Origin of the sequence: Pararhizobium sp. IMCC3301, from assembly GCF_030758315.1 — a bacterium.
Lineage (GTDB): Bacteria > Pseudomonadota > Alphaproteobacteria > Rhizobiales.
This window is the reverse complement of record NZ_CP132336.1, coordinates 1,752,029-1,770,532: the sequence shown is the minus strand read 5'-3', so window position 1 is coordinate 1,770,532 and position 18,504 is coordinate 1,752,029. Positions and strand designations below refer to the sequence as shown.

At 56.7% G+C, this 18,504-nt stretch carries 20 protein-coding genes and 1 pseudogene; 10 read left to right on the top strand and 11 right to left on the bottom strand.

Annotation, left to right across the window (positions count from 1 at the left end):
• Window positions 1–30: 30 nt before the first annotated feature.
• The 6 genes from RAL88_RS08550 to RAL88_RS08525 are packed head-to-tail and all read right to left on the bottom strand — an operon-like array spanning window position 31 to window position 5,422.
• On the bottom strand, window positions 31–1,032 hold the full coding sequence (locus tag RAL88_RS08550) for a bifunctional enoyl-CoA hydratase/phosphate acetyltransferase (RefSeq protein WP_306268730.1): 1,002 nt from the start codon (window positions 1,030–1,032) through the stop codon (window positions 31–33).
• Window positions 1,025–2,245, bottom strand: a complete 1,221-nt coding sequence (locus tag RAL88_RS08545; RefSeq protein WP_306268728.1) for an acetate/propionate family kinase — start codon at window positions 2,243–2,245, stop codon at window positions 1,025–1,027. Before RAL88_RS08545 ends, RAL88_RS08550 begins: the two co-directional genes overlap by 8 nt.
• Window positions 2,246–2,288: 43 nt before the next feature.
• The gene (locus RAL88_RS08540) at window positions 2,289–4,136 is read right to left on the bottom strand and encodes a DUF3141 domain-containing protein (RefSeq protein ID WP_306268726.1); all 1,848 of its coding nucleotides are present in this window, start codon (window positions 4,134–4,136) and stop codon (window positions 2,289–2,291) included.
• 17 nt (window positions 4,137–4,153) lie between these two features.
• Entirely contained in the window at window positions 4,154–4,492 is a 339-nt protein-coding gene (locus RAL88_RS08535; RefSeq protein ID WP_306268724.1) for a DUF5676 family membrane protein, read from the bottom strand.
• Window positions 4,485–4,835 (bottom strand): YHS domain-containing protein, encoded by a 351-nt coding sequence (locus tag RAL88_RS08530; RefSeq protein ID WP_306268722.1) that lies wholly within the window; start codon window positions 4,833–4,835, stop codon window positions 4,485–4,487. The genes RAL88_RS08535 and RAL88_RS08530 overlap by 8 nt, the downstream gene beginning before the upstream one ends.
• Window positions 4,832–5,422 (bottom strand): phasin family protein, encoded by a 591-nt coding sequence (locus tag RAL88_RS08525; RefSeq protein ID WP_306268719.1) that lies wholly within the window; start codon window positions 5,420–5,422, stop codon window positions 4,832–4,834. The genes RAL88_RS08530 and RAL88_RS08525 overlap by 4 nt, the downstream gene beginning before the upstream one ends.
• 543 nt (window positions 5,423–5,965) lie before the next feature.
• On the opposite strand from RAL88_RS08525, the gene RAL88_RS08520 reads away from it, so the two are divergent.
• Entirely contained in the window at window positions 5,966–7,198 is a 1,233-nt protein-coding gene (locus tag RAL88_RS08520; RefSeq protein ID WP_371932151.1) for a class I SAM-dependent methyltransferase, read from the top strand.
• Between the two features lie 79 nt (window positions 7,199–7,277).
• On the opposite strand, the gene RAL88_RS08515 is transcribed toward RAL88_RS08520, so the two are convergent.
• From RAL88_RS08515 to RAL88_RS08505, 3 genes and pseudogenes are all read right to left on the bottom strand, one after another.
• On the bottom strand, window positions 7,278–8,591 hold the full coding sequence (locus RAL88_RS08515; protein ID WP_306268715.1) for an APC family permease: 1,314 nt from the start codon (window positions 8,589–8,591) through the stop codon (window positions 7,278–7,280).
• Window positions 8,592–8,686: 95 nt separating this feature from the next.
• Window positions 8,687–9,136, bottom strand: coding sequence for an ion channel (locus RAL88_RS08510; RefSeq protein ID WP_306268713.1), 450 nt, complete (start codon window positions 9,134–9,136; stop codon window positions 8,687–8,689).
• A 194-nt stretch (window positions 9,137–9,330) separates the two neighbouring features.
• Window positions 9,331–9,531: pseudogene (locus tag RAL88_RS08505) on the bottom strand (acetyl-CoA C-acyltransferase); the annotation flags it as partial.
• A gap of 436 nt (window positions 9,532–9,967) precedes the next feature.
• Here RAL88_RS08505 and RAL88_RS08500 point away from each other — a divergent pair.
• Together RAL88_RS08500 and RAL88_RS08495 are read left to right on the top strand one after the other, a co-directional pair.
• Window positions 9,968–10,276 carry a hypothetical protein gene (locus tag RAL88_RS08500; protein WP_306268711.1) on the top strand — a complete coding sequence of 103 codons (309 nt, stop codon included), beginning with the start codon at window positions 9,968–9,970 and terminating at the stop codon, window positions 10,274–10,276.
• A gap of 340 nt (window positions 10,277–10,616) precedes the next feature.
• Entirely contained in the window at window positions 10,617–11,279 is a 663-nt protein-coding gene (locus RAL88_RS08495; protein ID WP_306268710.1) for an RNA polymerase sigma factor, read from the top strand.
• A gap of 126 nt (window positions 11,280–11,405) precedes the next feature.
• Here RAL88_RS08495 and RAL88_RS08490 read toward each other — a convergent pair whose 3' ends face one another.
• Together RAL88_RS08490 and RAL88_RS08485 are read right to left on the bottom strand one after the other, a co-directional pair.
• Window positions 11,406–11,996 (bottom strand): RNA polymerase sigma factor, encoded by a 591-nt coding sequence (locus RAL88_RS08490; RefSeq protein ID WP_306268707.1) that lies wholly within the window; start codon window positions 11,994–11,996, stop codon window positions 11,406–11,408.
• A 144-nt stretch (window positions 11,997–12,140) separates the two neighbouring features.
• On the bottom strand, window positions 12,141–13,058 hold the full coding sequence (locus tag RAL88_RS08485) for a DMT family transporter (RefSeq protein ID WP_306268706.1): 918 nt from the start codon (window positions 13,056–13,058) through the stop codon (window positions 12,141–12,143).
• Window positions 13,059–13,413: 355 nt separating this feature from the next.
• On the opposite strand from RAL88_RS08485, the gene RAL88_RS08480 reads away from it, so the two are divergent.
• The 7 genes from RAL88_RS08480 to RAL88_RS08450 all read left to right on the top strand — a co-directional run bounded on the left by RAL88_RS08480 (window position 13,414) and on the right by RAL88_RS08450 (window position 18,339).
• A complete protein-coding gene (locus RAL88_RS08480) occupies window positions 13,414–13,578 on the top strand; it encodes a hypothetical protein (protein WP_306268705.1) in 165 nt (54 codons plus the stop codon).
• A gap of 2 nt (window positions 13,579–13,580) precedes the next feature.
• Complete coding sequence (locus RAL88_RS08475) at window positions 13,581–14,969, top strand: ethylbenzene dehydrogenase-related protein (RefSeq protein WP_306268703.1); 1,389 nt, start codon at window positions 13,581–13,583, stop codon at window positions 14,967–14,969.
• Window positions 14,966–15,721, top strand: coding sequence for a DUF2231 domain-containing protein (locus tag RAL88_RS08470; protein WP_306268702.1), 756 nt, complete (start codon window positions 14,966–14,968; stop codon window positions 15,719–15,721). Before RAL88_RS08475 ends, RAL88_RS08470 begins: the two co-directional genes overlap by 4 nt.
• A 61-nt stretch (window positions 15,722–15,782) precedes the next feature.
• On the top strand, window positions 15,783–16,025 hold the full coding sequence (locus tag RAL88_RS08465; RefSeq protein ID WP_306268701.1) for a hypothetical protein: 243 nt from the start codon (window positions 15,783–15,785) through the stop codon (window positions 16,023–16,025).
• 319 nt (window positions 16,026–16,344) lie between these two features.
• Entirely contained in the window at window positions 16,345–17,037 is a 693-nt protein-coding gene (locus RAL88_RS08460; protein ID WP_306268699.1) for a CBS domain-containing protein, read from the top strand.
• A gap of 120 nt (window positions 17,038–17,157) precedes the next feature.
• On the top strand, window positions 17,158–17,844 hold the full coding sequence (locus RAL88_RS08455) for a DUF6629 family protein (RefSeq protein WP_306268698.1): 687 nt from the start codon (window positions 17,158–17,160) through the stop codon (window positions 17,842–17,844).
• Between the two features lie 45 nt (window positions 17,845–17,889).
• Window positions 17,890–18,339 (top strand): hypothetical protein, encoded by a 450-nt coding sequence (locus RAL88_RS08450; protein WP_306268696.1) that lies wholly within the window; start codon window positions 17,890–17,892, stop codon window positions 18,337–18,339.
• The last annotated feature ends 165 nt before the right edge of the window (window positions 18,340–18,504 follow it).

Below are 18,504 nucleotides of genomic sequence, written 5' to 3'. Positions count from 1 at the left end.
GGTTGAATGGGACTGGTTTTACAGCTGATGTCAGACTGCAAGCGGACAACAGGCAGATTCGGCCTGAGCCGCGCAATAGATGACGGCTTCCAGCTCTTCAATTCGCTGTTGCGGTGGTGCCGGGCGGTGCATCAGCACGGCAAGCGCCAGAGCTGCCAGCCTCGCGGAAGGCGGATCGGCCCGAGAATTCAGCACGACGGGCACAGACAGGCCCAGAACAATGCCTGCAGCGGTGGCCCCGGCCAGATATTCAAGATTTTTCGCCAGAATGTTGCCGGATACGAGATCCGGCACAAGCAGGATATCGACATCGCCTGCGACTTCGGAGACGATGCGCTTTTCGCGAGCTGCAATTGCCGAGATCGCATTGTCGAAACCCATCGGCCCGTCAATAATTGCGCCGCTGATCTGGCCGCGCCGCGCCATGACGGCGAGACTGGCAGCATCAACGGTCGAGACAATGGCCGGGTTGACCGTCTCAACTGCAGACAGCACGGCCACCTTGGGCGTGGGGATGCCAAGATGATGCAGCAGGGTGATGGCGTTCTGCAGAATCTGCTGTTTAGCGGTGAGATCCGGCGTGATGTTGATGGCCGCATCGGTAACTGCGAGCAGCTTGGGATAAGACGGGATATCAATCATGAAAACATGGCTGACCCGCTGGCCTTGTATCCGCAAACCGCGTGTTGAATCCAGCAGCGCCCGCATCAGAATATCGGTATGGATATAACCTTTCATGACCGCGTCGGCACCGCCGCTACGGACCAGATCGACGCCGACCCGTGCCGCCTCAGCTTCACTGTTCGCAGCGATGATAGCCTCTGGATCGAGGACCAGACCGACCTCTTTGGCACCGGCAAGGATGGCGTCAGGATCTCCGATCAACCGGGGTACAATCAGGCCGAGTGATGTGGCCTCTCTGATTGTCTGCAGGACCAGTGCCTGATCGGCGGCGACCACGGCGACGCGGATCGGCGGACGGGTTTTGGCTCGGTTCAGCAGATCATCGAGCGTTGCGGCTTGACTAGCCATAATTCTGTACCTTTCCGGCGATTGACGCCGCCCCGAGCAGGTTCTGTGCATGGCGTGCAATGACCAGTTCCTCGTCGGTCTTGAAAGCTTCGATCAGAACGGGACTGTCATCGGCTGATACGACCCGCTGTTGCGCGTTGTTGCGGTCGGCATCGAGCGCAAGCCCGAGATAGTCCATTCCATCGCAGATCCGCCCGCGAATCTCCGGCGAATTGGCACCGATCCCACCGGTAAGAACCAGCCGGTCAAGGCCGCCGAGTGCTGCGGTCAGGCCGGCCAGATGGCGGCGTGCATGATGGCAGTAGAAATCAATCGCCTCGGCGGCTTCCGGCAAGTCGGGACGGGCCAGAAGATCCGCCATATTGCGACTGAGGCCTGACAGACCGAGCAAGCCGGACTGATGATACAGAATGTCCTGCAATTCCTCTGCTGAGACCTGTCGTTCGAGCATGAGATGCAACAGGATGCCGGGATCAAGATCGCCGGGGCGCGTGCCCATCGGCAGGCCGGCAAGGGTGCTGAAGCCCATCGAGGTTTCGACACTGCGGCCATCCCTGATCGCCGCCATTGACGCGCCATTGCCGAGATGAGCGACGATAATCCGCTCGGCGGCGGCGATATGACCGCTGCGCCGGCGCATGTCTTCAACGACGTATTCATAGGACAGGCCGTGAAAGCCGTAGCGCCGGATGCCGTTGTCCAACAAACTGCGCGGCAGGCCCGTCATCCGGGCGATGCGGGGAAGGCTGTGGCGAAACGCTGTATCGAAAGCGGCCACCTGAACGAGATCGGGCCGGCGCATGCGCACTGCTGTAATACCGGCAAGATTGTGCGGCATATGCAGCGGCGCCAGCGGGATCAGATGCTCCAGCCGGGCTTCCAGTTCCGGCGTGACCAGCAGCGAGCAGTCGCAATCCTCTCCGCCATGGACGATGCGATGGCCGACGGCAACGAGTTCGTCCTGCATGGCCTGCCGCCCGATCCAGTCGAGCAACCTGTCGAGTGCCGCAACATGATCTGGAACTGGCAAGGTCTCTTCGACGAGAATTGTGCCCCCGACATCGCTGGCCGTAAAGCGCCCGTTATCGAAGCCGATGCGCTGGAATGCGCCTGACCAGACCCTGCGGGGCTCGTGCGATGCCAGATCGAACAATGCGAATTTGACACTGGAAGAGCCGCTGTTGAGGACCAGCAATGTTCCGTTTGAGACCATGAGTAGTCACGCCTTCCGTGAACTGGCGCTAATGAAGAGGCGGCTATTTTCGGGGCGCGTTTCCGTAAAGCAGAAGAAAGAGCTGCTCATAGGCACTGTCACGGGCAATTCGAGCGCTTTCCACCGCCTCGGAAATGTGGGTTATGACCTGACGTTCCTTGCGGTTGAGCGGATGGTCCTGCGGCAGCGGCGTCCTGTTCACAGCAACGCCTTTGGCAAGCAGCGCTACAACATTCATCCAGGGGTTGAATGATTCGGCAAACAGGTAGCGGCTGGTTCGCATCGGATGCAGCCATTTCAGCGCTTCGGCGCTCCACGGATTGGATGCCGCCTGGATCCACGGACTGACCATCGCGCGATAGAACGCTTCACCTGCCTCGGATACTTCCTCGACCCGCTCAAACGCCTCGGTCTGCTGTGGAAAACTGAGGTCACCAACCTGACGTTCCTCAAAGTGGACAGCAAATTGCGGCATGTGACAATCAGGATCGCCGCTGGGATTGTCGATCTTCATTTCATACAATCCGGGCTCAAGTGTTTCGATCTCCTCAAGGCTTTCAAGAATTGCCCGGTGCTCGAGGCGCGCAACTTTGGCCGAAACGAAGATACCGAGATGGCCGACATGGGGATTTGTCAGATAGACAATGCGCTGCCCGGCCTTTTTAAGATCGGCGGTGTCCTCGTAGACCGCCGGGATCCATCCCAGGGCCTGATGCGGCGGCGTAATATTGTCGCCATAAGAGGCGAAAATCACCAGCGGATTGCGGATGCTGCGCAGATCAGCCCTGCAATCCTCATGAATCGGCATAACTCCCTTTTCCAGCTTGTTGCCGATGAACAGATTTTCCACGATCGAGACAATTTCCTCGCGGCTGAGAAAATAGAAACCGTTCCACCAGCGCTCGAATTCCAGAAAGCGCTCGCGTTCCGTATCGACCCGGCTGAACAGATTGGCATATTTCTCCCAGATGGCCTTTTCCGGTTTCAGATTCTCGAAATTCTGCGCCAGCCAGGCACCATCAAAGCGGCCATCGCCAAGATCAGAAATTAGATGGACGAGCCAGGCACCGCCGAGCAGACCACCGGAAACACGCATCGGATTGACCCCGGCCTCGCCAGCCCAATAAGACAGCGGCGAGCCGTTGAGGACGGCAGGTCCGACAAGCCCTTTGCAGTCAGCGGACAACAATGTCACCGCCCAGCCAGCCTGGCAGTTACCGTACAGCACAGGCGCCATACCGGAATGGCGGGCGGAAACTTCTTCGGCAAAGCGCCGCAACGCGTGCAGCACGTCAGCCAAAGTCTGCCCCGGTGCCGGCTCGGGGAAAAAGATCACGAAATAGGTCGGATGGCCCTCATGCAGCGCCATGCCGACTTCTGAATCGTGCTTGAATCCGCCAATTCCCGGCCCATGTCCGGCGCGCGGATCAATTACGATGACTGGTGGCTTGGCGGGATCGACACAATCTTCCCAGCAATCTTCACCCACCTCGCTGACACGCAGCAGCGCATAATTTGCCGGATGTTCGAAATTGCGGGCATCCAGGATGGTTTCATATTTGAAGTCGAGCAGCGGCGGCATGCCAGCCCTATCATGTTCCAGCATGTTGTCAGCGCGCTGGCGCATTGTATCCCAGAACAGAATGGACCGCTGCCAATAGTCCAACTGGTAGTCGAGAATATCGGTGGCCGTGAGGCCGAATTTCGCACCAGATTCTGAGCCGGAGGTCGGGTCTTGTACGGCAGCAGGTTCTGCCGCAGGAATGCGCCGGGCAACAGCGGCCAGGGTAACAGAGGACTGGGCACCAGAGGGCTGGGCACCAAAGGAATGCGCAATTTTCACTGTCGGGTGCTGGTTGCGGCGGGCAGTGGTCTTTTTTCTCGCACTCATTTTTCTCGCACTCATTGTCATGACCGGCCTTTCCTGGCGCTGCGCGCGGCAAAGAAATTGTAAAGCGGGCCGAATATCAGAGCGATATACCACCCATAGGCGAAGCTCTCGACCAGACCAAGCAGGAAGCTCTGCCAGCTGAGCCAGGTGAAACCGGGAAGCAATTGCAACCAGCCCTGATACATCGCCTGGCCGGGAAACAGCAGATCAAACAGGACACACAGGGTAAAAGTAATGGCAAGAAACAGGCCAAGGCTTGTACCAAGGGCAATCACCGGAATCCGTGGTGTGACCTGAACCGGCAATATTGTGCCGAATGGCGGAGCGTTCACTGAAGAAAGACTGGCGTCAGACATGACGATTCTCCAATTGAGGTTGTGGGGTGCTGGTTACGCCACCAACATAAAGCCGGGGCGCAGCTTCGAAAATTTCGCGGCAGTCGCGTGAACAGAAATAATAGACACTGCCATCATGGACGCTTGGCTTGGCGATGCTGGTGTGGACGGTCTTGCCGCAGACGGGATCAAGGTCCGTTTCCGGCGGGATCCAGCGCAGACCTTCCGCTCCTGGCAGCTCTGTCTGGTTGCCGCCATGCCCGGCTTTGCCGTGGCTGTTTCCCATGATGTGCGAGCCGCAGCCAAACCGCATCATCACAAAAATGACGGCAGCCCAAACCAGAAAGTAAAACAATGCGCTCATAGGACTGGGTGTGGCTTGTATCCGTCGGCGGCTTTTCCTGCTGCGACCGTGGTACCTGGTTTGTCTGGTTGTTTCGCGGCGGTTTTTGCGGCAGCGCTGCCAGTTTTGTTCTTTTCCGGCTTTGCGGCCACTTTCTTGCCCTTACCGCCACAGCATCCGGCATGGTTTACCGTCCCGTCGGGAGTTTCACCCTTGGCGATGTCGTCCGTTATTGGGGAGGCATCGTGCATCACTGCGGTACAGCATTTGGACGTCACTTCTGCAAGTTCTCCGGCCTGGTCTGCAAGCGCGCCGAACAGCTCACGATAGGCTTCGTTCTGGCGCTCAAAGATGGCTGTCGGGTCGAGCAGTACGTCGCTGCGCCCCGACGCGGCTGCGGTTTTTTTGGCCGCTGTGTTGAAGAATGCCACCTGGCGTTCGGTGATGGTCCGGGCACTGTCGAATATCAGTTCCACCATCTGCCTGATCGCGTCGATATTGCGCAACTGCAGCTCTGTCATGGCTTGAAGATCAAGTCCGCGAAACCGCAGCACGGCAGGGCTTGGCGGAGTTGAAACGGGCATTTTTGAAGATTGTGTATCAGGCATGGTCGGCTCCTTTGGACAATTCATCTGATCGATTCTGTGTGGTCGGGAGCGGCACGCCATAGCGGGTTGAGCCCTCCGAACGGATTACCAGTCAGACGGACAAGCGGTAACTTTGTTACAGTCGGATGTGCGATTTTTACTTTGCAAGCATCTGTGCGTATCGCTGGGGGCACCGGAGCTACTGGATGTTCCCTGCAGTTTGACAGGCCGGAATTAAGCCAAGCGACATCTGTTGATGAAGCTGCTGTATCGCCGCCTGCATTGATTCAGGGCAGCATTGTGTGCAGATCGCAGATAGTGGCGGATGTATCTGCCCGCAGGAAAGCTGTCCGCTTCGCCAGCGGTGCCAATGTTGCTGCCGTGCAATAAGTGTTGCTGCTGTGCTATGGGTGTAACGCAGGGCTGAATTTGTCGTCTTATGGTTAATGGCACTGAAATTGGTGCAGCAACGCCAAGAAAATTGGTTTGATACTGTAGTCAAAATCGATAATTTGAGTAGAATGCGATTGTAAGACCGAAAAATCCCAAGACTGAGACAAGACTATGTGGGCGCAATTTCTGTCATATTTTCTGTCCCGCCTTGTTAAACGAGGCAGTCTCGTGGTCGTTCTTCCTGAAGGGGCTTCAATGCGCTTCGGAGAACCCGCCGCCTCGCCGGTGACCGTGCGGCTTCATGCGCAATCATTACCCCGCAAACTGTTGATCAATCCCGATCTTGCACTCGGTGAGGCCTATATGGATGGCACGCTCACCGTCGATGAGGACGATCTGTATGGATTGATCCGGGTGCTGGTGGTGAATCTGGCGCGTCATCCCGACGTCTGGCACTATCGCTGGCTGGGGCGGCTGCGGTGGCTGTATCGCGGGTTCGCGCAGTTCAATCCGGCTGAGCGGGCGCAACGTAACGTGGCGCATCATTACGATTTGTCGGGTGCGCTTTACGATCTGTTTCTGGACGCGGACCGGCAATATTCCTGTGCCTATTTCCGCAACCCCAAGGACAGTCTGGAGACCGCTCAGGAGAACAAAAAAGCGCTGATCGCCACCAAGCTGCTGCTGCAATCCGGTCAAAGGGTGCTCGATATCGGAAGCGGCTGGGGCGGTCTGGGGCTTTATCTGGCGGGTGAACATGGTGCTGAGGTCACCGGCGTTACCCTGTCACGGGAACAGCACCGTATTGCCGAACAGCGCGCCGAGGCTGCCGGACTTGCCAATCTTGCGCGGTTCCACCTTAAGGATTACCGTGATGTGTCCGGCCGTTTCGACCGGATTGTCTCGGTTGGCATGTTCGAACATGTCGGTGTCCCGCATTACAAGGAATTTTTCGATGTGTTGCGGGAGCGGTTGTCCGATGACGGGGTCGCGCTGCTGCATACTATCGGCCGTGCCGATGGCCCCGGTGCAACCAATCCCTGGATCGCGAAGTATATTTTCCCCGGTGGCTACAGCCCTGCGCTGTCGGAAGTCCTTGCCGTGATCGAGAAGTCCGGCCTGTATGTCACCGATATTGAAGTCTGGCGTCTGCATTATGCAGACACGTTGAGGATCTGGCGCGAACGGTTCGAGGCCAATCTGGACGAAGTGCGGGAGATTTATGACGAACGGTTCTGCCGGATGTGGCGCTTTTACCTGATTGCCAGCGAAATGGCCTTTCGCCACAACGGCCATGTGGTTTTCCAGATCCAGATTGCCAAAAAGCAGGATGCCGTACCGCTGACCCGCGATTACCTGGCCAGTGGCAAGTCCCGAAGGCGGGTGGTCGACAATGCTGCCTGATCAGCGCCGGGCCATACGACGCTGACCGGCCCGTCAGGCCGCTGCCATGACAGTGAAGGTTGCGGCCCTTTCCGCAGTTTCAGTGACTGCCATGGTCGCCTTTGCCGGTCCATTGCGACAGAAAAACACGCTCATAGGCAAACACTGCGGCTATGAAGCCGGCAGCGATGACGACAATCATCGGATCGGATTGCAGCTTCATGCCGGCAAACACTACCAGTACCAGCAGATCCAGGGCTATCGCCGCAATCAGCACCCAGCCTTTGGCACCGATCTCGCTGCGCAGACGACGGAACACGCCCCAGTGGATCAGACTATCCATTATCAGGTAGAAAAACGCCCCGAGTGACGCAATCCGGCTGAGATCAAAAAACACGGTCAGAATTGAGGCAATCACGACGGTATAGACGAGCGTGTGGTCGCGGATCGGGCCGGACATGCCGAAATGGCGGTGTGGAATCATCTTCATTTCGGTGAGCATTGCCAGCATGCGCGAGACCGCAAACACGCTTGCAATCAGGCCGGAAGCGGTGGCCACCACAGCCAGCGCAATGGTGAAGTAGAAGCCATAGGCACCGAATGCCGGCGCCGCTGCTTCCGCCAGCGCATAATCCTTGGCGGCGATGATCCGGTCCAGCGACAGGCTGGAGCCAACCCCGAAGGCGACCAGCAGATAGACCACGACGCAGATCGCGATCGAAATGATGATGGTGCGTCCGACATTCTTGTGCGGATCTACGATCTCGGCACCGCTGTTGGTAATTGTGGTGAAGCCCTTGAACGCAAGAATTGAAAGCGCGATGGATGCAGTGAACCCTGCAATCGGGATGGATTGCGAAGCTCCGGAAGCCGGCTGGAAGGTAAAGCCGCTGGCGGCCAGCGCTGCAATGCCGAAGATGGCGATGCCGCCGATTTTCAGAAACGCCATGATCAGCGAGAAAAGGCCAATGGAACGGTTGCCGGATATATTGATAATATAGGCAAATATGATCAGCGCGACACCAAGCACGGGCACGAGTATATCGTTGGCTGCCAAATCGAATGGTCTGAGAAGATAGGTGCCGAAGGTTCTGGCGACCAGGCTCTCATTGATCACCATCGACAGTGCCATCAGCAGCGAAGCTGCCGCTGCGATGGCGCCCGGACCATACGCTTTCTGCAGGATCATCGCGATCCCGCCCGCTGAGGGAAAGGCATTCGACATTTTCACATAAGTGTAGGCGCTGAAGGCAGTTACAATCCCGCCTGCAATGAAGGAGAGCGGAAACCACGGCCCAGCCAGTTCCGCAATCTGCCCGGTCAGCGCAAAAATTCCTGCGCCGATCATGACACCCGTGCCCATTGAAATACCGCCCAGCAGGCTGATGCTGTTTTTCTGATATTCAGATTTCATTAGTCCATCTCGCTGGTTTTGTGATCTTGTTGTTGTCAGTTCAAATGCGGGAAGGGACGTTGTGCCTCATCCAACCCCGGGCACTCTGATTGGAGTTATCTGGGATCCGGTTCGACACAGGTCTGCCAGGTCCAGAGCCTGCCCATGGCCATATAGGTGAACGAGCCTGACCATGCGATCAGAAGCAGCCCGTTCAATGCCTCAACGCCGGTGATGAAACGCAGATGCTCAGTGGGAGATATGTCGCCAAGTCCGAGCGAGGTGTAACTCACAATCGAAAAATACAGATAATCGAGCGATCCGGTCACCGCCCTACCGCTGAAACTGCCGAGCGCGAACACATTTTCTCCCAGTCCATAAGCAAGTGCGTAAACACCAATTTCAACGAGATGAGTGGCAAGTGCCATCAGGACAATGACAAAAATACGCATATCGGGTCGCATTGGAATATGTGCCATCCCGCTCGACATCCAACGCAAGGCCACGTAATGGATCAAAAACGTCACAACCACAAGTGATACGGCCATTAGAACGGCAACAAGCATTTTCGCCTTCCTTTCCGGTCAGTGTTACTTTCTCGATAGAAAAGTCCGAGTATGCGGAGTCTTCAGAATTCGCATACTCGCGGCTTACAGGCAATTTGAAGTTTCAAGGTTGTTTTGCACTGGTGGAAATTCAAGCCAACCCAATAAGGCGATCGTCAGGACGGTTGTTTTGGTGCGTCAAATGGACCGCACATTCATAAAACGGACTCCAGGGCGAGGGCGATTCCCTGACCGCCGCCAATGCAAAGGGTGACAAGGCCCCGATTGACGGAATCGCGCTGCATTGCGTGCAGCAGCCGCGTTGTCAGGACAGCGCCGGTCGCGCCGATCGGATGGCCATGGGCGATGGCACCGCCTTCGACATTGACGATGTCTTCCGGCAGGCCGGTCTGTCGTCCTTGGTTGCGCGTCTGGCGCTCTTTTCAACTTGATGTTCTGGAAGACGTTTTAGCGTTCAAACCGTTACAGCCGAATGGTCCGCAACGTGTCTGGCAGTCTGGCAGTCTGGCCGTTCCGGTGATTCCGCTGGCGTCTTGTTGCAGCGCTTTTTGAAAGTTTGTAACGATCAGCTTTTGTTTGGCGTCTCTATAAGGACCCTGGACTCCATGTTTTGGCCTGGAGCGGATAGGGGCGGAGGAAAATCGGAATTTGTTAGGTGATAAAGTGGAATGTAAAACCTGTGCCGCCCGGGACGCAGACATGATCAGGCGCAGTCTTGACAGGCCTGATGGTTCAGCAGATCGGCAAATTTTGCAAAACAGACCGTGTCAATGTGATCCAACTACAGAAAACGGACAGGCGGACTGCTGTTGCACCGGATCAGCTTCAACGATGGATGAGCAAGGCGGTGATAATAATGGTGATCGGGGAAATGGTCATCTTGATGCCGCAGAGGCGGAAGACTTTGAAGATGGCGAACTGGAAGCAATTCTGCGGGAATCCGTCGGCACGCTCATCGCACTGCTTGACCCGGTTCATGGCGAACCGGTCTGGCGGGCTGAAATACTTGATCAGTCGCCATCCGAGATAGCTGCCGAAATGAGGCTCAGCGAGAGAGAAGTCACAAAGCGCCTGCGGGCAGGCCGCCGCAAGCTGCTTCATCTCACCATGTTAACGCTGCACCCAACCCTGCAGGAATAGAACATTCCCGGTTTGAATTTAACTGAATTGCTTTGGCCCCGACCGCTGCAAAACCCGGATAGAGGCTGCGTTTTCGCCTTTGCCGGATGGCTGGTGCGATACAAATTGACGGTGGGACCGCGTGGTGCAAATGAATTGACCCAGATCAAAGACCAACCGGTGAACACCTGGCTATTGCATTAGCTATGTGACGCGCCTGACGCCCTGCAATTCGATCAAGGGAATATGGCAGAGATGGTTGTTTTGAATAGCCGGACCACCAAATGCAAGGGACATGTCGCTGAGTTGAAACAATTCCCGGTTCTTCCCGTATCCCGAATCGAGATCAAGGAGATGATCAATGATCGCAGCGCAAATCCACCAAGCCAAACCGGTTAGGACACGTGATGAAGTGGTCCAGGGCAAAGCGCCGGTGCGCCCGGTCATCGAGACCGCTCTGACTGAAAATCATCACGCCTTTTTGCGGTTTCTCACCCGCCGTCTTGGCAACCGCAGCACGGCAGAGGATGTGCTTCAGAATTTCTTCCTGCGCGCCGTCAGAAAAGCCGACGAAGTCAGAGACAACGACAGTGTGATTGCCTGGCTTTACAGTGTGCTGCGTTCCGTGCTGATGGATCATTATCGCAGCGAAACGGCGCGCAAACGCCGCGAAGAAGCGTATGTGCAAGAGCAATTGCTGTTTGGCGATCAAAGTGAAGACATGCCGATGGAAGACAGTCTGTGCAAGTGCTTCCAGAAGCTCATTTCGGCGCTTCGCCCGGACTATTCGGAAATTCTGCAGCGGATCGATCTGGCTGGGGAAGCCCGTGAGGCAGTGGCCGTGGATCTCGGCATTACTCCGGCAAATGCCAGAGTTCGGCTGCACCGCGCCCGGCAGGCTTTGCGCAAGGAACTCGACAATTCCTGTGGCAGTTGCTGTGAACAGAGCTTCCGCGATTGCAGTTGCGGACGCGGCAATCATAAGTCTGATCCGGCACAGGAAAGTAATTCCTGCCTGCACTGACATTCTTGAAATCTGCTCAAGTTGCAACTCGAAGATTTCCAGAGTCGGTTGCATTCTGAACATTTTGCAATCTCGTCGCCACCCTGGCTGGCAGGGTGTACAGATAATGCCAGCAGGTGGGCGGGTTCAGACAGAACGAAGTTGTTGATCTGCCGGTGACCCGGTTCTGGTGCAATCGCGGTCGCAGGAACAGTCGTCATACCCTGCTTTACAACATGTCCCACAATGCTTTTGCAGGGCGGAGCCGATCGCCAAACGCGCCCGGTGAAGCCGCACCCGAAGATTCTGCTGCGTAATGTCTAGCTCGGCACCGACTTGATCGCGAGGCTCCTCCAGGAAGTCGATCCGCATTACCAGTTCGGCATATTCGGGCCGTAAGTCTGACACCAGCCCGCGTATGCACTTGCATATGGCTTCATCGCTGTCCGCAGCCGCGTGATTGTCCTTCAGCACCTGTTTCTCCTGAGTGTAGCTGGCATGGCCGCGCTGCCGCACCGCGTCCTTGCGGTAGTGATCTATCAACACGGAGCGCAGCACCTTGTAGAGCCAGCCGATCGCGCTGCGGTCATCCCTCAGTTCAGTTCCGCTTTGCATGACCCTCAGGCAGAAATTCTGCAGTATGTCCTCTGCCGCAGCCGGATCGCCGACCCGGCGCAGCAGATATTTCAGGAAGTCGCGATAATGTGCCTTCAGGGCCGCTTCGATTGCAGGCGTCATGGAGCTGGAGCCGTTATCGGCCATTGGCCTATGATGCTGATTTTGTATGGAATCGGAATTGTGAGCGCACATTTGCTGTCACCTTCTGTGAAACATGTTGCATATATTTATGGTTGAGGTCTGCTGGCGGTGCTTTGATTTCAGTCAAGTCGGCACCGGAGCTTTTGCAGGTGGTAAAACGGCCGGCTTTGCGGCGCCTTTCCGGGTCACCAGAACGACACCGATGATTGCCAGAACGATTCCTGCAAGTTTCAGAAGGCCCAGATTTTCGCCGTAAAACAGCACACCTATTGTCAGACCGAAAACCGGGATGAGAAAGCTGAAAGCATTGGCCTGATTGAGCGGTACCTCACTCAATACCGACATCCAGACAACGTAAACCAGTGCTGATCCGAACACGGCAAGTGTCAGCAGGACCGTAACAAATGTGAATGTCCACTGAATTGCGGTGGGATCTTCGGTCAGGCCTGCAGCTATGGCCAGCGGGATGCTGCCGATCAACAGTTGCAAGCCCATCGCCATGAACGGATCGACCCGGCCGGCAATCTTCTTGATCATGACATTGCTGACAGTAATGCCGAGTGCCGCAAGAATGATATAGGCAACGCCAATGAGGTAACTCTCCCCGCCGCTGGAAAATATTACCGGCGCCGCGATGACGACGATCCCGAGGAAACCGATAAAGAGTCCCGTTTTACCAACCAGGCTCAGGCGCTCGCCCAGCACAATGCCGCCAAGCGCGGCTGCGAGCAGTGGCTGGGTGTTGGCAATCACTGTGGCAATGCCCGGCGAGACGAATTCTGCGGCGTGAAACATGCCGAGAAAACCGAGGCTGGTAGCTCCGACACCCATTATCGCAAGCGTTTTCCACATTGCAGCGCTGCGCGGAAACGGGCGGCCAAGCGCGCGCGCCAGTCCGATCAGCACAAGCCCGGCAAGAACCGCGCGCAGCGTTGCAAAACTCAGATGCGGCGCAAGAGTGATACCGATGGTGAGTAATGGAAAACAAAGCGCCCAGAGCAGCATTGCCAGAATGATCCTGGCGAAGGCAGATACAGTCATGTCAAACAGGTTCCCGTGGCGGTGGGTGGCTCACCCGAACTGGGCGCGTAAAGCTGCAGGGACAAGACTTCACAGCTCGGTAGCTTGCACCGGCAAAAGTCATTCGTTCGCTGATAGCTGGAGACAAGTCGGAGGCCTGGTTTCGATTATCCAATGTTAGTAACAGACGTCCGGCGGACGTTCCCGTTACAGAGTTTCCGATTACCCCCAACCAAAACCCGACCCTGACCCTATTTGAAATTTTGTAGCCGGCTCGTAACGCTCCTTCTCTTTGCACGTCTATTTAGATAGGCGGCCTGTTCGGGGTCACTGGCGTCGAAAGCGCCGCGAAAAACGCAAATGAAAGGATATCGCTATGCCATGGCTCGTTGAGACTGCGCTTTTTCTATTGCTGGGAAGCAGCCTGATGGTTGCCTATTTTTCCGGCATTGCCAGGGCTCAAGCCCCCGCCCATATCCGGGTCGGTTCTGCATCACAGACCGCAAACAGGAACAACACGACCGGCAAGGGCGGGGCCTGAGGATGCGCACGCTTTATCTGGCGGGATCGACCGCGCTTTTTGCCGGGCTTCTAGTGCTTGGCTGGGCTACGCACGGAACCGGGATTGTCAAAGATGATCCTGAACGCAACATCGTCATTCCCGAGGAATTGACATCCGAGCTTCAGGTCAAAGCGGCCTTTGACGGCGAACGGATCTATTTCCGCTACCGCTGGCCGGTGGATCGGCCGAGCCTGTTCAACGATGTGCTGGTCTATCAGGACGGCAACTGGGAAAAGCGCGGCGGCGCGGCGCTGGGGTCGAACCCGGAATTTCTGACCGAGGACCGGGTTGCGATGATGATCGATGATGGCTCGGTACCTTTATTCAGCCGCTATGGCGGTTACATCACCATTGGTGAAGGGCTAACCACCTTCACCGGCGTGCCGGAAACCGATGAAGAACGCACCAAATATCTGCCCTCGACCCGGACCGACTCCGATGATTTCGACTCGATCAAACCGGAGAGCGAACTGGAGAGATTGCGCGCGGCGGGTCAGTTCATCGACCTGTGGCAATGGCGCTCGAGCCGGTCGAACCCGATCGGCCTGGGCGATGATGGGTTCGTTGCCGAAGAGCGCGGCGGCGATGCCGGCTCCGGCCCCTATACGACCAACTGGGATACGGCGGCCAACCAACCGAGATACATGTTCGATCCCCAGATCGCCGGCAAAACCGCGCTGTCGATCGACGCGGTGATCGCAGGGGAGGTTGGGTTCAACGACACTTATTACCTGAGTGCCGAAACTGCAGTGCCGTTCGATCCGGATTACGCCTGGAAAAACGGCGATGCCATTCCGCGCCGCTATCTGCGCGAGGCGACCGGGTCGCGCGGTGACGTCGTAATGCCGCAGACGGCGCGCTGGCGCAACGGCTTCTGGGACGTGACGCTGGTGCGCGACATGGATACCGGTAATCCGCTGGACGACAAGATGTTCCGCGATGGTGGCAGCTACGATCTGGCCTTTGCGGTATTCCGCAATGCTTCGACGATGCGCTGGCACTATGTTTCGCTGCCGGTCTCGCTGGGCCTCGAACAACCGGCGCAAATGGTGGCTGAACGGTTCGAGGCCGGCACCGCGCCCGACTGGAGCGGCCCCTGGACGGAAATACCGATGTTCTATCCCGGTCAGGTCACGTGGGACCGTCTGACCGACGCACGCCAGCATCCGGGTGCAGACCGTATCGCAGCGCGCGTCCCGGTGGCCTACCGCCACAGCGAAGAACAGCTTGCCCTCTACGGTGTTCAGCTCGAATTCGCCCAGGAAATCAAGCGTCAATGGATCTGGACGCTCATCGCCAGCCTCGGCTTGATCGTCGGACTTGGCATCAACATCAACCTTCTGATGCGTCGCCGGGAGGAATCGACATGAACCGTCCGGCCGATACGCAAAACCCATCCACGAATGCCAGAAAGGAAGCCGACATGAAACGCCCCGGATTGATGCGACGAGGCCGCTGGATCGGCCTCGCGACTGCGGCCCTGATGCTTGCGGCGACCGGTGCTGCATTGGCGCACAGCGAAGGCGGAGGGGTCACCGTTGCCGTCGAAGGCACGCCCGCGTTTTCGCTCAGCCCGGTTTATCACATTCTTGTCGCACACTTTCCGGTCGGGCTATGGATGACCGCCTATCTGTTCATCCTGATTCGCAGCTTCTCGGACTCTGAATTCGCCGTTCGGCTGCAAAAGGCGATCTGGCCTGTGGCTGCGCTTGGCACGCTCGCCGGATTTGTGACCTATTCACTGGGCCTTACGATCTATCCGTGGTCGGCGATCACAGAATCGCCGCTGGGGCGCAACCACATCATGCTGGCGACATGGACCCTGTCCTACTGGACCGTGATGAGCGTTCTTGGCTATCGTTTCCGCCGCAATCTGTTTGATGGCGGGCAACGCTGGGTGACCTTCACGCTGGCCACAATCGGCGCGTTGGTGATCACGATCACCGGCACTTTGGGCGGATCGCTGACCGGCACGCCTTCGCTGGTGACCAAGAGCCTCAGCTATATTGGCTGGAACGTCTATATGACTTTCTATCTGCCCACCTGGATGCTGCTGGTTTACGGGCTGGGCGCGGTGTTGCTGATCGCAATCGGCATTGTCGGATGGCGGCGGCATGCATGATGCATAATTGCCGGACCAATCGGAACGGCGTGACCTGTGGAACTTAAGAAAGGAAACTACCGTGAACAGACTGATTTATGCCATTGGCGCAACCCTTGGTGCTGCCGCAATCGCCACATCGGCAATGGCCCATGAGATGGATACCGATGAAGATGGCCTGTATTCACTGGCTGAAATGCAGACCGAATATGCCACTCTGACCGAAGAACAATACGCCGAAATTGATACCAATGCAGATGGTGCGGTCGATCCGGCAGAACTCGCTGCCGCCATCGAAAACGGCGTGCTGCCCGCGATGGATTAGACAGCCACCGAAAACGGGGCAGTCTTTCTGTCGAAGAGTACCGGACAGGAAGGCTGCCCCTGCTGCCACCGTTTTCCTTTCACAGGCCTCTTGCCAAACGCTTGCCGCGCAGGTGCCCGCTTTCTGTCCTCACCGCCGTGATGCCGGATAGGCATCCAATAGTTCAGTCCGGCAATTGTAAAATCTCCGGTCGCGGAGCATGGCCGCTTTTTTGTGCACCCGCTGTAACAGATCACTGTCCGGAACGTCTCAATATGAAGGCTTGAGGCACGCAGGCGGCACGATGCCGCTGTGCCGTTACCCCGGAAGGATACCGAAAATGCAGGCACAGGACATCATGACCAAAAAAGTCGTGTCAGCCGCGCCGGACTCGACTGTAGAACAGATCACCGCTGCGATGATGAAACATCACATCAGTGCGGTTCCGATTATTGATGATAGCGGTGCGCTGGTCGGACTGATCAGTGAGGGTGATCTGATGCGGCGGGTCGAGGGCACAGTCAAACGGCATAAATCGTGGTGGCTGTCGCTGTTCTCCGATCCTGAGGAGTCGGCGGCTGATTTCGTCGCGATGCGGGGCCGTCGCGCCAGGGACATTATGACGGAAGATGTGGAAGTCGTGACGCCGGATACCTCTGCCGCGGCGATTGCGCGGCTGCTGGAAGAAAAGCGGATCAAGCGCGTGCCGGTTGTCGAGAACGGCAATCTGGTGGGCATCGTCAGCCGGGCCAATTTGCTACAAGCCCTTGCAGCTGCGCCCGTGACCACAATTGATGCACAGAGCGGCGACCGCGAGAAGCGAGACATTGTGCTGGGGGCCCTGGCAGAAGTGCCCGGTCTCAACCCGGCTCAACTGAATGTGGTCGTCAGTGGTGACCACGTAGATGTCTGGGGCATTGCCGGGTCTGATGCCGAAGAAGAAGCTGCGCGGATTGCCCTCGACAACATCGAAGGACTCGGGCATGTCTCGGTCAATCTAAGCCGGATTCCCGATTATGCCTGGGGTCTTTGACAAACTTGCACTTAACTGACCCGCCGTGCCAGGCACGGGTAATTGCCGTCTGCGGTCGGTGCTGAACCGCACCGGTCACGGCGCGGTCGATGCAACCCGCCAGGGACATGAGGTTGGTATATGTGTCTGTCTGCAGAAGTCAGTTTTAGCGCCAGTGTCTTTTTGGTGGGGGGCGGCGCATTTGCCAGCTGGAAAGCCTGGCAGATCAACAGGCGTTATCTGCCGGTTGCGCTGATGCCTTTATTCGCCGGCCTTCAGCAATTCATGGAGGGAAATGTCTGGCTGGGCGTGAACGGCGGCGATCCCTTCACGATTTTATGGGGGGCGATGGGTTTTATCTTCTTCACATGGTTCATGTGGCCGATCTGGATTCCGATCTCGATCTACGTTCTTGAGCCGCCGGACAGCCCGCGCAAAAAGCTGTTTCTGGTATTCTCCGCGATCGGTATCCTGTTCGGTCTTCTGCTGTATGTGCCGCATGTGTTGAACCCGGAATGGGTCGAGGTCCAGGTCAATCAGGATTCCCTGGCCTATGAGGGTACGATGCTGCTAGACTATCTGATGCCGCGCTGGGTCACCTATTTTATTTATCTGTTTCTGATTATCGTTCCACCGCTGATGTCACGCTATCTACATGTGCGTTATTTCGGTCTGACGATCATCGCCGTGGTGATCATCGACGTGACGCTGCTGCGCTATGCCTATATCTCGTTCTTCTGCCTGCTGGCAGGGCTCGGGACGCTGCATCTGATCTACATCATATTACGCAATAAATGCGCCCGTGAATGTCCCGTTCTCTTCGCCTGACGAAGATGATGGAGCGATCCGGCGCTACGGAACGAGGTTGATCTTGTGAAAATTCTGTTGTCCAGATACCCGGAAATCGACCTGGTGATCCTGACCTTCCTGTTACATTTTGCATGGGAAATTCTACAGTCGCCACTGTTTTCCAGCCTGGATGACGTGTCCCATCTGGCGGCAATTCGTGTCTGCCTTCAGGCGACGCTGGGCGATGTGGTGATCGGGCTTGTTGCGTTCTGGGCAGTGGCTCTGCTGTCCGGGCGGCAATGGATTGCTGCACTTGACCGGCGCAATGTCATTGTGTTTCTGGCTGCAGGACTGGTGATCACTGTCTTCCTGGAGTATCTCAACACTGAGATTCTGCGGCGCTGGACCTACGATGCCGACATGCCGACACTGCCATTGTTCGGAACCGGTCTGTCGCCGATCCTGCAATGGATCGTCGTGCCACTGGTGGCGTTGTGGTATTTGAAAAGACTTGCAAATTCTGAACACCGGTAAGTTTCAATTTGCCCCTGACGGACCTGCCAGACCTATCTGATTTAAGACCGTAATAATTGCGATGAAAACTGATGAGGAGCCGGTGCGGCTTGATTTTTCCTTGCAAATTTTACCTGGGACGCAATCGCGATACACTGCAGTTTTACAGCTTTGATCTGCGTCAAG

Coding starts and splice junctions, on each gene's coding strand:
- RAL88_RS08485 (WP_306268706.1), bottom strand. CDS start 13,058: ATGACTGTATCTGCCTTCGCCAGGATCATTCTGGCAATGCTGCTCTGG.
- RAL88_RS08515 (WP_306268715.1), bottom strand. CDS start 8,591: ATGAAATCTGAATATCAGAAAAACAGCATCAGCCTGCTGGGCGGTATT.
- RAL88_RS08480 (WP_306268705.1), top strand. CDS start 13,414: ATGCCATGGCTCGTTGAGACTGCGCTTTTTCTATTGCTGGGAAGCAGC.
- RAL88_RS08495 (WP_306268710.1), top strand. CDS start 10,617: ATGATCGCAGCGCAAATCCACCAAGCCAAACCGGTTAGGACACGTGAT.
- RAL88_RS08500 (WP_306268711.1), top strand. CDS start 9,968: ATGGATGAGCAAGGCGGTGATAATAATGGTGATCGGGGAAATGGTCAT.
- RAL88_RS08475 (WP_306268703.1), top strand. CDS start 13,581: ATGCGCACGCTTTATCTGGCGGGATCGACCGCGCTTTTTGCCGGGCTT.
- RAL88_RS08490 (WP_306268707.1), bottom strand. CDS start 11,996: ATGACGCCTGCAATCGAAGCGGCCCTGAAGGCACATTATCGCGACTTC.
- RAL88_RS08550 (WP_306268730.1), bottom strand. CDS start 1,032: ATGGCTAGTCAAGCCGCAACGCTCGATGATCTGCTGAACCGAGCCAAA.
- RAL88_RS08460 (WP_306268699.1), top strand. CDS start 16,345: ATGCAGGCACAGGACATCATGACCAAAAAAGTCGTGTCAGCCGCGCCG.
- RAL88_RS08530 (WP_306268722.1), bottom strand. CDS start 4,835: ATGAGCGCATTGTTTTACTTTCTGGTTTGGGCTGCCGTCATTTTTGTG.
- RAL88_RS08545 (WP_306268728.1), bottom strand. CDS start 2,245: ATGGTCTCAAACGGAACATTGCTGGTCCTCAACAGCGGCTCTTCCAGT.
- RAL88_RS08520 (WP_371932151.1), top strand. CDS start 5,966: ATGTGGGCGCAATTTCTGTCATATTTTCTGTCCCGCCTTGTTAAACGA.
- RAL88_RS08535 (WP_306268724.1), bottom strand. CDS start 4,492: ATGTCTGACGCCAGTCTTTCTTCAGTGAACGCTCCGCCATTCGGCACA.
- RAL88_RS08525 (WP_306268719.1), bottom strand. CDS start 5,422: ATGCCTGATACACAATCTTCAAAAATGCCCGTTTCAACTCCGCCAAGC.
- RAL88_RS08540 (WP_306268726.1), bottom strand. CDS start 4,136: ATGAGTGCGAGAAAAAAGACCACTGCCCGCCGCAACCAGCACCCGACA.
- RAL88_RS08455 (WP_306268698.1), top strand. CDS start 17,158: ATGTGTCTGTCTGCAGAAGTCAGTTTTAGCGCCAGTGTCTTTTTGGTG.
- RAL88_RS08510 (WP_306268713.1), bottom strand. CDS start 9,136: ATGCTTGTTGCCGTTCTAATGGCCGTATCACTTGTGGTTGTGACGTTT.
- RAL88_RS08470 (WP_306268702.1), top strand. CDS start 14,966: ATGAACCGTCCGGCCGATACGCAAAACCCATCCACGAATGCCAGAAAG.